General features: G+C 63.6%; 12 protein-coding genes. 11 read left to right on the top strand and 1 reads right to left on the bottom strand.

Annotated features, from left to right (window positions below):
• Position 1: 1 nt before the first annotated feature.
• The 5 genes from rimM (at position 2) to fghA (ending at position 4192) form a co-directional block, all read left to right on the top strand.
• On the top strand, positions 2–559 hold the full coding sequence (gene rimM, locus DL240_RS08385; RefSeq protein WP_111729431.1) for a ribosome maturation factor RimM: 558 nt from the start codon (positions 2–4) through the stop codon (positions 557–559).
• Positions 560–566: 7 nt separating this feature from the next.
• Positions 567–1280, top strand: coding sequence for a tRNA (guanosine(37)-N1)-methyltransferase TrmD (gene trmD / locus DL240_RS08380; protein WP_111729668.1), 714 nt, complete (start codon positions 567–569; stop codon positions 1278–1280).
• A 531-nt stretch (positions 1281–1811) separates the two neighbouring features.
• Positions 1812–2090, top strand: a complete 279-nt coding sequence (locus DL240_RS08375; protein ID WP_111729430.1) for a metal/formaldehyde-sensitive transcriptional repressor — start codon at positions 1812–1814, stop codon at positions 2088–2090.
• Positions 2091–2140: 50 nt separating this feature from the next.
• Positions 2141–3250, top strand: a complete 1110-nt coding sequence (locus DL240_RS08370) for an S-(hydroxymethyl)glutathione dehydrogenase/class III alcohol dehydrogenase (RefSeq protein ID WP_111729429.1) — start codon at positions 2141–2143, stop codon at positions 3248–3250.
• 108 nt (positions 3251–3358) lie between these two features.
• On the top strand, positions 3359–4192 hold the full coding sequence (fghA, locus tag DL240_RS08365) for an S-formylglutathione hydrolase (RefSeq protein ID WP_111729428.1): 834 nt from the start codon (positions 3359–3361) through the stop codon (positions 4190–4192).
• A gap of 540 nt (positions 4193–4732) precedes the next feature.
• On the opposite strand, the gene DL240_RS08360 is transcribed toward fghA, so the two are convergent.
• Positions 4733–5005 (bottom strand): hypothetical protein, encoded by a 273-nt coding sequence (locus DL240_RS08360; protein ID WP_111729427.1) that lies wholly within the window; start codon positions 5003–5005, stop codon positions 4733–4735.
• A gap of 263 nt (positions 5006–5268) precedes the next feature.
• Between DL240_RS08360 and DL240_RS08355 the strand changes: the two genes are divergently transcribed.
• The 6 genes from DL240_RS08355 to DL240_RS08330 all read left to right on the top strand — a co-directional run bounded on the left by DL240_RS08355 (position 5269) and on the right by DL240_RS08330 (position 14385).
• Complete coding sequence (locus DL240_RS08355) at positions 5269–6888, top strand: hypothetical protein (RefSeq protein ID WP_111729426.1); 1620 nt, start codon at positions 5269–5271, stop codon at positions 6886–6888.
• A 21-nt stretch (positions 6889–6909) separates the two neighbouring features.
• Positions 6910–8664: an ArnT family glycosyltransferase gene (locus DL240_RS08350; RefSeq protein ID WP_111729425.1), complete on the top strand. Its 1755-nt coding sequence runs from the start codon at positions 6910–6912 to the stop codon at positions 8662–8664.
• A 94-nt stretch (positions 8665–8758) separates the two neighbouring features.
• Positions 8759–9358 carry a hypothetical protein gene (locus DL240_RS08345; RefSeq protein WP_111729424.1) on the top strand — a complete coding sequence of 200 codons (600 nt, stop codon included), beginning with the start codon at positions 8759–8761 and terminating at the stop codon, positions 9356–9358.
• Between the two features lie 43 nt (positions 9359–9401).
• The gene (uvrC, locus tag DL240_RS08340) at positions 9402–11312 is read left to right on the top strand and encodes an excinuclease ABC subunit UvrC (protein ID WP_111729423.1); all 1911 of its coding nucleotides are present in this window, start codon (positions 9402–9404) and stop codon (positions 11310–11312) included.
• 660 nt (positions 11313–11972) lie between these two features.
• Complete coding sequence (locus tag DL240_RS08335) at positions 11973–13052, top strand: peptidylprolyl isomerase (protein WP_158542442.1); 1080 nt, start codon at positions 11973–11975, stop codon at positions 13050–13052.
• A gap of 346 nt (positions 13053–13398) precedes the next feature.
• Positions 13399–14385 carry a malate dehydrogenase gene (locus DL240_RS08330; protein ID WP_111729421.1) on the top strand — a complete coding sequence of 329 codons (987 nt, stop codon included), beginning with the start codon at positions 13399–13401 and terminating at the stop codon, positions 14383–14385.
• Positions 14386–14928: the final 543 nt, after the last annotated feature.

The raw sequence follows: 14928 nt of genomic DNA, 5'->3' as shown, positions 1-14928 counted from the left end.
CATGAGTAAGACATCCACCGAGCGCGTGGAGCTGGCCAAGGTCGGCCGTCCGCACGGGGTCTACGGCGATGTGCGCCTCTACCTTTTCAACGCCGACTCCGAGATCCTGGAGGAAGGGCTGACGGTGTATGTTCGCACCGAACGCCAGGTGCACGAGCTCAAAATCGAGCGCTATCGCCAGGGCCCCAAATTCGCCATGGTGAAGTTCAAGGGCATTCAGGGACGGGAAGGCGCCGAGTCGATTAAGCACGGGATTGTGGAGGTTGATTTCGACCTTCTTCCGGAGCTTGATGACGATGAGTTTTACCTGATTGAGGCCATCGGCTATCCGGTCTACGTGGCCGCGGAGGAAGACGGCGACCCGGCCGCGGACGCGCCGGCGATCGGCACGATCGACCGCTTCTTTGAGACCGGCGCCAACGATGTGCTGGTGGTCAAGCGTCACGACGGGAGCGAGCTCTTTGTGCCTTACGTCGAACACGCCGTAAGCTACGTGGATGTGGAAGCGCCGGCCGTTGTGTTGCAGCCGCTGGAGATCTGGACCCCGGCCGATGAATGAGGACGACGTGAGCACGCCCTACCCTGTCGAAATCCTGACGCTCTTCCCGGACTTTTTTACCAGCCCGCTGCAGATCAGCCTGACGGGCAAGGCCATTGAGCGGGGACATTTCTCGGTGCGTTGCACTGACATCCGCGACTTCACGACCGACAAGCATCGCACCTGCGATGATGTTCCCTACGGCGGTGGCGCCGGGATGGTAATGAAACCCGAGCCTCTGGTCGCCGGACTGGAAGCCGCCCGCGCACGCCACCCGGGCGTGCCCCGCATTCTGATGTCGCCGCAGGGCGAGCCCTTCTCCCAGAAGATCGCTCGAGAGCTGGCCCAGGGCCCGGGCATGATCCTGGTGTGCGGCCGCTACGAAGGCGTTGACGAGCGGGTACGCGAGCACTGGATCGATCGCGAGATCTCGATCGGCGACTACGTGCTCACCGGCGGTGAGGTCGCCGCTATGGTCGTGATCGACGCCGTGACTCGCCTGCTTCCCGGTGTGCTGGGCAATCAGGAGTCTATCACCGAGGAGAGCTTCTCGGCGCCGATGCTGGAATATCCTCAGTACACGCGTCCCCGGGAGTTTCGGGGCCACGAAGTGCCCCCGATCCTGCTTAGCGGCGATCACGGACGCGTTGCCCAGTGGCGTCGGGAACAAGCCGAAGCACGCACCCGGGCTCGCAGACCAGATCTGCTGGAGCGGTGGCCCTCAGACGAGGACCACGACTAACCGAGTCGCGACCAGCGGGGGGGGACCCTGGGTCATCCCAGACCAAGGACGAAGACTTCCCGAGGTGTGTGTTTGCGCCCGCCGGAGAGCAACCCGAGTCTCGGATAAAAGACCAAATATTCAACACCTTGTCCTGACCGAAGGTCGGATTTTGAGATGTCCGAAGGTCAGACATCGGGACATCCGAGGGTCAGCCTTTTGAGACGTCCGTGGACGTCCGAGGGGCAGACTTTGTGACGTCCCCAGGTCAGCTCCCGAGACATCCGTGGGTCAGCTCCCGAGATATCTTCGGAGCAGATTCCGAGCCTCCCCCCCAAAAAACCACCTCCACAAAAAAACACTTAATCTTCAACACCTTGCACTAACCGAGGGTCAGCTTCGAGGGTCAGCTTCGAGGATTTTAGACCATCCGCAGAAGGTTCATAGCCAGGCCAGATGCCCGGCTCTCCTCGGATAGTTCGCGACTCTCTTCCTTGTCAGCGGGACAACCTTCTATATACTATACCCCAGTATACCCCCTGGAGAGACACCATGCCCTATACCGAACGTGAAAAGAAACGAGTTCTGGCGCGCGTGCGGCGTGTTAAGGGCCAGATCGCGGCGCTGGAAAACGCCCTGGAAGAGGGTACGGAGTGCCGTGCGGTGCTCCAGCAGATCGCCGCGATTCGCGGCGCGGTCACCGGTGTAATGCGCCAGGTCATGGAGTCCCATGTGCGCGAGACCTTCGGCAGTGGCGCCGATCTCCCCCCCGAGCAACGCGATGAAGACGTCGAAGAGCTCAACGAGCTGATCCGCTCGTATCTGAAGTAGCAGCCTCATCCCCCCGAACGTGCGTGTCCCCCCACCTGAGAGAAGAGTCTATGAAGAGCCGTGCCGCCGTTGCATTTGAAGTGAATAAGCCCCTGGAGATCGTTGAGATCGATGTGGAAGGGCCCCGCGCGGGCGAAGTACTGGTGCAGATCACGCATACCGGCGTGTGCCACACCGACGCCTTTACGCTCAGTGGCGAGGACCCGGAGGGCATCTTCCCCTCGGTGCTCGGGCACGAGGGGGCCGGTATCGTGGTGGAAGTCGGCGAAGGCGTGACCGGACTCTCGGTGGGAGACCGGGTGATCCCGCTCTACACCGCGGAGTGTCGCCAGTGTAAGTTCTGCACGTCGGGCAAAACCAACCTCTGCCAGGCCGTACGGGCCACCCAGGGCAAGGGGCTGATGCCAGACGGCACCACGCGATTCTCGTACCAGGGCAAGCCGCTCTACCACTACATGGGTACGAGCACCTTTAGCGAGTACACGGTCGTGCCGGAGATCTCGCTGGCCAAGATCGATGCTAATGCCCCCCTGGAGAAGGTCTGCCTGCTGGGCTGCGGCGTGACCACGGGCATTGGAGCCGTGCACAACACGGCCAAGGTGCAGCCCGGCGACACCGTGGCGGTGTTTGGTCTGGGCGGCATCGGCCTGGCGGTGGTCATGGGCGCCAAAGAAGCCGGCGCCTCGCGCATCATCGGCGTGGACCTGAACCCGGAGAAGTTTGAGCTGGCCCAGAAGCTCGGCGCCACCGACGTGGTCAACCCGAAGGATCATTCGCAGCCGATTCAGGAAGTGCTCGTAGAGATGACCGACGGCGGCGTCGATTACAGCTTTGAGTGCATCGGCAACGTCGAGGTGATGCGCTCAGCCCTGGAATGCTGCCACAAGGGGTGGGGAGAGTCGGTGATCATCGGCGTGGCCGGCGCCGGTCAGGAGATCAGCACGCGCCCCTTCCAGCTGGTCACCGGCCGGGTCTGGCGGGGCTCGGCCTTTGGAGGCGTGCGCGGTCGCACGGAGCTTCCGGGCATGGTTGAAAAAGCCATGAGTGGGAAGCTCGATCTGGATCCCTTTATCACCCACACCCTGCCGCTGGAGCGCATCAATGAGGCCTTTGACCTGATGCACGCCGGTGAGTCGATCCGTACGGTCATTCACTTCTGAACCGGGCTTCGGGAGAAAGGGGCGCCCTTCTCGGCGCCCCTTTCTCACAAGTAGCGAAGTCACCGATACACGCACGCAGGTGCCAGAGACTTTTACGGAGAAGACGTCATGGAACGTGTAGAGAGTTATGCCAGCTTTGGAGGACGTCAGGAGGTCTGGAAGCATCACTCCGCGACCCTGAACTGCGAGATGAAGTTCGCGGTGTACCTGCCCCCAGCGGCCGAGACGCAGGCCTGTCCGGTGCTCTACTGGCTTAGCGGCCTGACCTGCACCGAACAGAACTTCATCACCAAGGCCGGTGCCCAGCGCTACGCGGCCGAGGAAGGTGTGATCCTGGTCGCCCCCGATACCAGCCCGCGCGGTGAAGACGTGGCTGATGCCGAGGGCTATGACCTGGGGAAAGGAGCCGGATTCTACGTCAACGCCACCCGCGCGCCCTGGGCGGCGCACTACCAGATGCACGACTATGTGGTCGAGGAGTTACCGGCGCTGATCGAGGCCAACTTCCCGGCCAACGACGCGCGCGCCATCTCGGGCCATTCCATGGGGGGCCATGGTGCGCTGGTGCTGGCGCTGCGCAACCCGGGACGCTTCCGCAGCGTATCGGCGTTTTCACCGATCGTCGCCCCCACCCGTGTGCCCTGGGGAGAGAAAGCACTGAGCGCGTATCTGGGCGACGATCGCGACACCTGGAAGTCCTGGGATGCTACCGAGCTTGTACGTGGGGCCAGCGAGCGCCTCTTACTGCTCATTGACCAGGGCGAAGACGATCAGTTTCTGGAGGAGCAGCTTCGGCCGGAGCTGCTGGTGAGTGCCTGTGAAGAGGTCAACCACCCGATCGATGTGCGCAGGCGTCCGGGCCACGATCACTCCTACTACTTCATCGCCACGTATATCGGCGAACATATTCACCACCACGCCCGAGCCCTGCACCCGGCCTAAGGCCCGCGTACTCGGCGGCAGGGAACTTAGCGAGCCTCCACGTTCCGAGCACTCTCGGTCGTTTCTCCGCCCCGGAACTCCGGGGCGGAGAAACGACCGAGAGTCAGACTTTGCGACGTCCCTACGTCAGCTCATGGCATGACCGCAGGTCAGACTCTGCGACGTCCCTAGGTCAGATGTATCCGGAGACTGCGTGACCGTAGGTCAGACCTGGGAGACTGCGTGACCGTAGGTCAGACCTGGGAGACTGCGTGACCGTAGGGCAGACCTGGGAGACTGCGTGACCGTAGGTCAGACCTGGGAGACTGCGTGACCGTAGGTCAGACTTTGCGACGTCCCTAGGTCAGCTCATGGCATGACCGCAGGTCAGACTTTGCGACGTCCCTAGGTCAGCTCATAGCATGACCGCAGGTCAGACTCTGCGACGTCCCTAGGTCAGATGTATCCGGAGACTGCGTGACCGTAGGTCAGACCTGGGGAGACTTCCGGCGCCCAACTCACAGGACGATGACGCGAAGCTCACGCTCAATACGCCCCCGACTAACTCGCCGCCTGAGCGGGCGCGGGCGTCGTGGAGCGCAGCCAGCGAAAAAGGTCTGCGAATACCTTCAACGCCAGAATCGAGAGCCCGGCACTGTGCATCACAAAGTCGAAGATGTAGGCAGCCCTGGTCAATTCGCCGCCCACTAACATGCGGCTTGTCTCAACAAGATGAGGTTCGGGGAGACCGGGAGCCAGCGCCAATAAGAGCGCCAGGGGGAGGATCCATTTGTACGAAAGCGCGTCGAGCCAGCGGTAAATAACTGCCTTCATTGCTCTACCTCTGCGGGGGAACCTTGAAAACGAGTCTCACGCGGTACGGACCAACTCCTCTATTATGAAGTATCGCCGCGCGGTCAAGAGAGAGTCTCAATCTTCCCGAATCCTTCTTCCCTCCATGCATCGAACACCCCTGCGCCGAGGCCTGCCCTCCCCTGCAGGCGTTGCGAGGCCCGGTCCTCCGTGACAGGATGCCGCCAGATGGTCTCTGGCTGATGGTTATTTTCTGTGCGGTGATGGCTTCAGGAGCGCCCGCGATGCGAAGAACTCATATTCTCTGTGAGCGAGGCTCGCTTTCCCGGACCTCCGCCCTGATCGCGCTGCTGGGCATCACGCTGGGCTCGTCCATCGCCGCCGCGCAGCTCCCCGGTGTCGGGCTCACCGACGGCCAGCCCTCCCAAGAGCCCCGGGTCGTGGAACTGGCCCCACCGCGCCTGATCCCCATCGACGATCGCCCCACCTCCGGGGTTCGCGTTGAGGGACACTACCGACTGAGCGCCGACGCTCTGGAGCGACCGCTTCAAGAGGGGCTGCGCTCGGGTCTCTATCAACAGCTCCGCCTGGGCGCGACGATCGATCTGGGAGAGGTCCAGGCCGTGGCCTCCGCCGACCTGCTCACAGGAACGCTCCTGGGCGGGGCCTACCCGCCGCCACCAGCGATTGGCGACCACGGCGCTCGCTACTTCCATCCGGTCCTCGGAGGCGCCGACCAGACCCTGGCCCCGCGAGAACTCTTCCTACGCTGGGAGAGCCCCGTGGGTCGGCTTCAGGCCGGCCTCCAGACCAGCCACTGGGGCCTGGGTCTGCTGGCCAACGACGGCGATATCGACCACGAGACGATGTTCACCCAGCAGGTGGGCGGCGATCGCGTAGCGCGACTACTCTTTGCCACCGCGCCCTTCCGCGCGATGAACTCCCGCAGCCCCCTTGATGATCTTCTGGTGGCGGTGGGCGCCGATGTCGTCATCCGCGACGAAAACGCCGACATCAACGCCGGCGACCGCGCCACCCAGGCCATCGCCTCGGTTCTGTGGCGCCCGGCTCCGAGCGAGGTCGGGATCTATTTGGCCTATCGCGATCAAAGCGATCGCGACGGCTCCACCCTCAACGTGGCCGCCTTCGACCTCGCCGGAAACCACCAGTTCTATACCCCGGGGGGCACGTTCCGATTTAAAGTGGCCGCCGAAGCCGCCTACCTGCGTGGCGAGACGACCCGCGCCGATGGCGCCACCCCGGAGCTTCCGGTGGCCATCGATGCGGCCGGCGCCGCCGCGCACCTGGAGGTCCGCCATCGCCCCAGCGCACTGAGCCTGGCGCTGCGCTCGGGCTTTGCCTCCGGTGACTCCGACCCGCGCTCGGACAACCTGCACCGCTTTCGCTTCGACCCGAACTACCAGGCCGGCGTCCTCCTCTTTGATCAACACCTGCCCGCCTATACCGCGGCCAGCGTCGCCGGCGCCGACGACCCGCTCCGCGCCGCCGCGCCCCCCCGCGGCATCGACAATCTGGTGGAAACCGGCGCGGTGACCAACACGATCTTCGCCTTGCCCACCCTTACCTACGCCGGCCCCGCCGGGCTGGAAGTTGCCGCCGGCGCACTGCTGGCCTGGTCCCATCGCCCCTGGCGAGATCTGGCCGCCAGCGTGGAAGCCGGCGGCCAGCCCGTGGGCCCGCGCGGCGCACCCGATCCGGGAAGTTACCTGGGCACCGAAGCCCTGCTGGGCGCGAGCTACCAACATCTGGTAAGCCCCGGACTCGCGCTCCAGTACCGCGCTCTGGCCGCGATGTTCTGGCCCGGGGAGGCCTTCCGCGACCACGCCGGCCGCCCCGATGCCCGCACCGCCCTTCTTCGCGCGCACATCACCGCCCTCTGGTAAGGCTCCGTGAGCATTCGCAACATGCCCTCTCCCTCCGGCCCTAAAAGCGCCCCGACTTCCGGGGTCGACTGGCTCATCGCCCTGCTGATTTTTGTTGGCAGCGTCCTCCTCCTGCTGGCCACCGCCCAGATGGGCTTTACCCGCGACGAGGGATTCTACTTTCACGCCGCCTCGCAATACATCGGCTGGTTTGAAGACCTCTGGCGCAACCTCCACGCCGGCACCCTGGCCGAGAGCTTCACCCAGGCCAATGTCGACCGCCACTGGAGCTACAACCCCGAACACCCGGTGCTGATGAAGGCGGCCTTCGCCCTCTCGCATAAGATCTTTCACGAAGAGCTCGGGTGGATGAGCCATTCCACCGCCTGGCGCTTCCCCACCATGGTGACCGCCGGCTGGCTCTTAAGTGGCGTCTACCTCTTCGGACGCCAGCTCGCCGGCCGACTCGCCGGGCTGGTGGCCGTGGGCGCGCTCCTGCTGCAGCCGCGCTTCTTCTTCCATGCTCACCTGGCCTGCTTCGATGTGGCCGTGGTGGCGATGAACTTCTGGGTGGTCTACGCCTACTGGCGCAGCCTGGCCTCCCGGGGCTGGGCGGTGACCACGGGCCTGCTCTTCGGTCTGGCGCTCTCCACCAAACTCAACGCCTTCTTCCTGCCGATCACCCTGGTGCTCCACTGGCTGATCACGCACCCCACGGGCTTTCGCCGGGTGGGAGACTGGCGCAACGGCGGGATACGCATCCCGCGCATCCCGGCGGCCTTCTGGGCGATGCTCACGCTGGGGCCCCTGCTCTTCTTCGCGCTCTGGCCCCGGCACTGGTTCGATACCTTCGCCCGCGTGCGCTGGTACATGAACTTCCACCTCAAGCATGAGCACTACTTCGTCTACTACTTTGGCGAAAACCTCCAGAACCCGCCCTTCCCGGTGAGTTATCCCTGGGTCATGACCCTGGTGACGGTGCCGGCGACGCTGCTGCTGGCCGCAGCCCTGGGCTGCTATGTGTGGTTTTACCACTTCGGAGGCACCGCGCGCATGCGGGCCTGGCTCGATGCGCTACGCCAGCGTCGTCTGCCCCCGCCCGGCGATCCACGTGGAACGGCGATGCTCTTCCTCATCAACTTCCTCTTCCCCATCGCCCTGATCGCCCGACCCGAAACCCCCATTTTCGGCGGCACCAAACACTGGATGCCGGCGATGCCCTTTCTGGCGATCGTCGCCGGCATCGGCGTGGCCTGGCTCGCCAGAGAGGCCGCCCGCGCGCTGCCGACCCCCGGTCAGACAAAACCCTTTATTTATGCGACCCTGGCCGGCCTGCTCTTCCTGACCACCCTGGCGCCGGCGGCACTGGCCACCCGCAACAACCACCCCTTTGGAACCTCGTACTACAACGAACTCATCGGTGGGCACCCCGGCGCGGCCGACCGTCGCATGTTCCGACAGTTCTGGGGCTACGCCTCGCGCGATGCGCTGCCCTGGCTCAATGAACACGCCAATCCAAACGACCGAATCTGGATCCACAACACCGTCAACACCGCCTGGAACACCTACCAGCGCGAAGGCCTCGCTCGCCAGGACCTGCGCGCCACCCGTATGAACGCCAGTGATAAGGCGCTCTACTTTCAGCAAAAGGCCTTCAACTACCTGCAGCTGGAGCTCTGGGAGGAGTACGGCACCATGGCCCCCTCCCACGTCGTGGAGCTCCAGGGGGTCCCCCTCCTGAGCGTCTACGAGCGCTCCGAACCCGAACAACTCAAGTTCCCCCAGGTCCGACGCTAGCCAACCTTATCGGGGCGAGCGTATGCTCATCGCTCACCCACGCTTTCTACCCCCCGACACCGGAGCCCCTTGCTCCTGTGCCGCCGGAGACGTCATGACGCCTGTGAATGAACTGCTTGCCATGGTGAGAACCTCCCCCATCGACACCGACGCGCTGGCCCGGGGGCTGGATGCCGCCAATCACGACACCCGCCTGGCCTTTGTCCGCAGCCTGACCCCATTGCTGCAACGCCGCCTCTTCGACGCCTGCTCCCGGCCCGTGACGACCCGGGATATCGTGCCCGAGGGCGTTGCCCCGCTCGCCGAGGTGATCTGCGAGGGGCGCAACACCCTGCCGGTGTTCCGCAACTTTCAAAAACGTTTCTGCCTCCCCTCGGCCGAACATACCCCGGATAATCGCCGCGTCCTCTGGGGCTACAACCATCAGACCTTCTCGGGGATTACCGGCCCCGGGTACTTCGTTGCCTACGATGATGACCGGCACGGCGAACTGGTCATCGACTACCGCGAACTCCCGCCCGAACGCCCTGGGAGTTGGCCGGCGATCCTGGACAACCGCGCGCGTCTGGGCCGCTTTGTCTATGCCGGCATGGTCGACCGCCTGCGCGGCGTCTCCACGCACGTGACCATCGGTCGCGCGTTCAAAGCCAATCCCATGAACGCCTGGTTCGCCCTGGTCCGCGTCGACCCCTGATCCCCTCGTTCGTTCCCCTCCCCATACCCAGGCTCCTCCACCTATGGCAGCCTCCGAAGAACTCTTCGACATCCAGGCCCGCCTGGCGACCATCCCGCACGAGCCGGGGTGTTACCTGATGCGCGACCGCCGCGGCCGAATCATCTACATCGGCAAGGCCAAAGACCTTAAAAACCGGGTCCGCAACTACTTTCAGGTCCACGGCGATCCGCGCCCTTTTGTGCGCCGGCTCCCCCGAATCCTGGGCGATATCGAGACGATCATCACCGCCTCCGAAAAAGAGGCGCTGATCCTCGAGAACACCCTGATCAAGGCGCATAAGCCCCGCTACAACGTCCTGCTCAAAGACGATAAATCCTTCCTCTCGTTGCGCATCGATCGCAACCAGCGCTGGCCACGAGTGGAGGTCATCCGCAGCAAGGGCTCCGGCAAAGCGCGGCCCGGTCAACGCCAGTTTGGCCCCTACTCCTCCGCCCACGCACTGCGCCAGACGCTGCAGGTGCTTAACAAGCACTTCATGCTGCGCACCTGCCCCGATCACGTGCTCCACAACCGATCTCGCCCCTGCCTGCAGTACCAGATCAAGCGCTGTCCCGGCCCCTGTGTCCTCCCGGTCGACCGGGAGCGCTACGAGCAGGACGTCAACCAGACGGTGATGTTTCTCGAGGGCCGCGGCGATGAGCTCGTGGAGCGCCTGCGCAGCAAAATGGAACACGCCAGCGAAGCGCTCGAATTTGAGCTGGCCGCGCGCTACCGCGATCAGATCCGGGCCATTGAAAAGGTGCTCGAACGCCAGGTCGCCGTGGGCCATCGTGAGGTCGACCGCGACGCGTTTGGCTTCTACCGTCAGGGCGATCGCCTCACGTTTCAGATCCTCTTCATTCGCCGCGGACGCCTGGAGGGCGCCCAGTCCTTCTCTTATACCGACCAGGAATTTCCCGACGAAGAGCTCTTCTCCAGCTTTCTGAACCTCTACTACAACGCTGGCAACCACGTCCCCAACGAGGTGCTCCTGCCCATCACCCTGGACCCCGCGGAGGTCGCAGCATTTGAGGAGCTTCTCGGCGAGTTGGCCGGTCATAAGGTGTACGTCCAGACCCCGCAGCGCGGCGCTAAGCGGGCGCTTATTGAGACCGCCCAGACCAACGCTCGCCATAGCTTCGAAGAGGAGCATGCCCGCGAGGAGCGCGCCCGCGACCTGCTGGAGAAGCTCCAGGCTCGCCTCAAACTCAAAAACCTCCCCCGGCGCATTGAGTGCTACGACATCAGCAACCTGCAGGGCACCCAGGTGGTCGGTTCGCTGGTGAGCTTTGTCGAGGGGGAGCCGGCCAAAAACGAGTACCGCCACTACAAAATGCGTCTGGTCCAGGGGCAGGACGACTTCGCATCCATGCACGAGATGCTCACCCGACGCCTGCGCAAAGTCGCCGACGGCGACGACGAGGGTCCCGACCTGATCGTGGTCGACGGCGGCAAAGGACAGCTCGGACAGGCAACCGCAGTGCTCGAAGATCTGGGCCTGCATCACATCGACGTCGTGTCGCTGGCCAAAAGCCGCGTGGATGACGTGGGGTTTGACGATCCGGAGGTCACCCGCAGCCCGGAACGCGTCTTCTTGCCCGGACGAAAAAACCCGGTGGTGCTGCGTCAGAACTCCGCCGAACTCTACCTCCTGCAACGCCTGCGCGATGAGGCCCACGACTTCGCCATCGGCTTCCACAAGCAGCTGCGCCGCAAAGCCACCCTGCGCTCCAGTCTGGATGACATTCCCGGAATCGGCCCCAAGACCAAACGCGCACTGCTGCGCCATTTCGGCAGCCTGACCAAAATCAAGGCCGCCTCGCTCGCCGCGCTCCAGGACGTCGAGGGGGTAGGTCCTTCTACCGCCCGGGCTATTTTTGACGTTTTTCACCCCCCGGGCTCCCGCCCCGACACCCCAAATTCAGTCGAATGAATGCGGAGCGCACCGACCTTCAGTTCCCCGGAGCGCGCCGCCCCTTCCGGAGCGCGCCAACCCTCGGTCAGACTATGACGCTCGAAACTTCATCAAAACTGCCGACCTTCGGTCAGTTCTTTGCACGAAGAAAACGTCCAATTTGACGACCTTCGGTCACAGCCTGACGCTCCAATCTTACCGACCCTCGGTCAGACTCTGACGACCCAATCTTACCGACCCTCGGTCAGATTCTGACGCCCGAAAACTCTCAAAAATTTCCGACCCTCGGTCAGATTTTGGCACGAAGAAAGCGTTCGATTTGACGCCCCTCGGTCACAGCTTGACGCTCAACAACTCATCGAAACTGCCGACCCTCGGTCAGCTCATCGCCCCGCCATTCCTACGTTTTACCTGCACACCTCCTGTCCGGCGCCTCGCCACCGGTAGCCTGGAACAGACCGGCGCGGCGTCTACCTTTCAACACTCCGCATCGGGTCGCGGCTACGGAGTGCGTGCTGACGGATCAAGGCAGGCCCCGGCGGCGTGCGCCGAACACCAGCCTGTGTTATGAACGCTGCCCTTCTACGTGAGGCAGCTGCATCGGGCCGACTCGCACCCTTGATAATGACGCTTATGATCGCTCCAACTTTTGCCTCGGAGCATCCCACGGAGACCACCATGCCTTTGAAATCCTCCACCCTGATCGCCCTGCTCGGGTTGCTTCTGGCTGCCTGCTCTTCAGGCAACGCCGTACCCGACGAGCCGACCGGGACCGAGGCGCCGCAGTACCGCTCGGCAAGCCTCGACTCCGAAGAAGGCGCTCAGGAGCAGACCGAAGGCGAAACCGGTGGCATCGCCGCCGTCGGACCGGTCGCCCGGGTCAACGGCGAGGAGATCAGCGCCGAAGAATTCAACTCCCAGGTCGAAATGCTCCAGGCCCAGGCGCAGCTGCCCCCGGAACTCCTGCGCCAGATGTCCTCCCAGATCATCGAAAACCTGATCGATCAGCACCTGGTCGACCAGGCCATCGCCAACTCCGGGGTCGATCCCAGCCCCGAAGAAATCGACGCTCGTCTCCAGGAATACCGCGAAGAGTTCGAGGCCAGCGCTCTCGAAATGTATGGCGAGTCCATCGATTTCGATGAGTACATCGCCCAGACCGGCATCAGCCCCGAAGAGATCCGCGAGTCGGTCTACCAGGCCGTGGCCATTGAGCAGATCCTGCTAGCCGATGGCCTCTCCTTACCCAACGAGGACGACGCCCGGCAGTTCTACGACGACAACCCCGAAGCCTTTACCCGCGGCGAAGAGGTGCGCGCCCGACACATCCTGGTGCGGGTGGATTCCGAATCCCCCGAAGACTGGGAGAGCGCTCGCCAGGAGGCCCAGGCCCTTCACGACCAGATCACCGGGGGCGCCGACTTCGCCCAGGTCGCGCGGGACAACTCCGATGACGGCTCGGCCCAGGCCGGCGGCGATCTCGGCTCCTTTGGCCGCGGCCGCATGGTCCCGGAGTTCGAAGAAGCAGCCTTTTCGATGCAGGTCGACGAGATCTCGGAGCCGGTGCGCACCGACTTCGGCTGGCACATCATCCAGGTGACCGAGCGCAGCGATGAAGAAACGATGAGCTTTGAGTCGGTTCAGGATCAGCTGACCCGCGAGCTGCGCAACCAGGCCCTCCAGCAGTCGCTCGGCGAGTACGTTGCCCAACTCCGCGAAAGCGCCGAGATCGAAACCATGCCGGAAAATATCAAGTAAGGTTCCGCCGGCCTCAGCCCTCGTTTAAAACGCTGAGTTCCCAGGCTCGAATTCTGCTCGTTGCGCGGCGCGTCCCGAATCCTCGGACGCGCCGCGTCTGCTCTGGCTCCTCACCGGCCCTCCCCGCCCCCGGCCAGGCCACGCGGTGTTAGGCATGCCCCGCCTCCACCACTACCGCGCAGGCTCTGCGGCCTTGCGGCGGCTCCTGTGGCCGGCCCGCTCATCTCGCGCCATCCGGCGCAAACTTCCTCCCGGCCCCTTGACACTGCCGGGCCCAGGACTTACCCCTTCGGCGTCTTTCTAGCTCGCCACTCCACCCCGACCTGCTTGATTTAGGAGCGCATGTATGACGAAGCCTGTCCGCGTTGCTGTCACCGGTGCTGCCGGTTCCATTGACTACTCCCTGCTCTTCCGCATCGCCTCGGGCGACCTGCTGGGCAAAGACACCCCGGTCATTCTCCAGCTCATCGAGATCACCCCGGCCCTCCAGGCGCTTGAAGGCGTGGCCATGGAGATCAACGACTGCGCCTTCCCGCTGCTGCAGGACATGGTGCTTACCGACGATCTGAAGACGGGCTTCGACGGCGCCAACATCGCGCTGCTCGTCGGTGGTATGCCCCGCAAGCAGGGCATGGAGCGCGCCGACCTGATCAAGGCCAACGGCCCGATCTTCACCGGCCAGGGCAAAGCGATCAACGACAACGCCGCCGATGACGTACGCGTGGCCGTCGTGGCCAACCCCTGCAACACCAACGCCCTGATCGCCATGCACAGCGCTCCCGACGTGCCCAATGAGCGTTTCACCGCCATGACGCGTCTTGATGAGAACCGCGCCAAGAGCCAGCTTGCCGCCAAAGCCGGTGTGCCGGTCTCGGCCGTCAAAAACATGGGCATCTGGGGCAACCACTCCAACACCATGTACCCGGATTTCTTCAACGCCACGATCCAGGGCAAGCCGGTCACCGAGGTCATCGACGACCACGAGTGGCTCAAGGGTGATTTCATCTCGACGGTTCAGCAGCGCGGCGCGGCCATCATCAAGGCCCGCGGCTCCTCCTCGGCCGCCAGCGCCGCCAACGCGCTGATCGACCATGTGCGCGACTGGTTCACCGTCACGCCCGAAGGCGAATACCACGCGATGGCCGTTCCCTCCGACGGCTCCTACGGCATTGAAGAAGGGCTGATCTACTCCTTCCCCGTCCGCTGCGACGGTAAGGGCGGCTACGAGATCGTCCAGGGCATTGAGCTCAACGACTTCTCCCGCGAGAAGATGAAAGTCACCGAGAAGCAGCTCCTTGAGGAGCGCGCCGTCGTCGCTGACCTTCTCAAGTAATTTCGCAACACCCTCGCCGCTCACCGCGCCCCCGGCGCCGAGAGGCGGATGCCCCCGACACCTCCCATGGTGCCGGGGGCTTTTTGTTGCAATCAATTCGCGACACTCCCCCAAAAAACACCCCACAATCAACACTTTACGCTGACCCGGGGTCAGACTTCGACCGCCACCTATCCTGACCCAGGGTCAGACTTCGACCGTCAAAAATCCGCGATTCATCAAGCACTTAAACTGACCCGGGGTCAGACTTTCCTCTCAATTTATCACGCATTTATGCTGCAAGCCGCTGGCTCGTGGTCAGACTTCGCTCGCCGCAAGCCGCTGACCCGGGGTCAGACTTCGCTCACCATACAATCCCCCCTTTACGCTGGCCCGGGGTCAGACTTCGACCGCCACCTATCCTGACCCAGGGTCAGACTTCGACCGTCAAAAATCCGCGATTCATCAAGCACTTAAACTGACCCGGGGTCAGACTTTCCTCTCAATTTATCACGCATTTATGCTGACCCGGGGTCAGACTCCACCGGGGGGTCAGACTCCACC

The organism is Lujinxingia litoralis (assembly GCF_003260125.1).
Lineage (GTDB): Bacteria > Myxococcota_A > Bradymonadia > Bradymonadales > Bradymonadaceae > Lujinxingia > Lujinxingia litoralis.
Note: the sequence above shows the minus strand (reverse complement) of the source record. Positions and strands in the feature narration are given on the sequence as shown.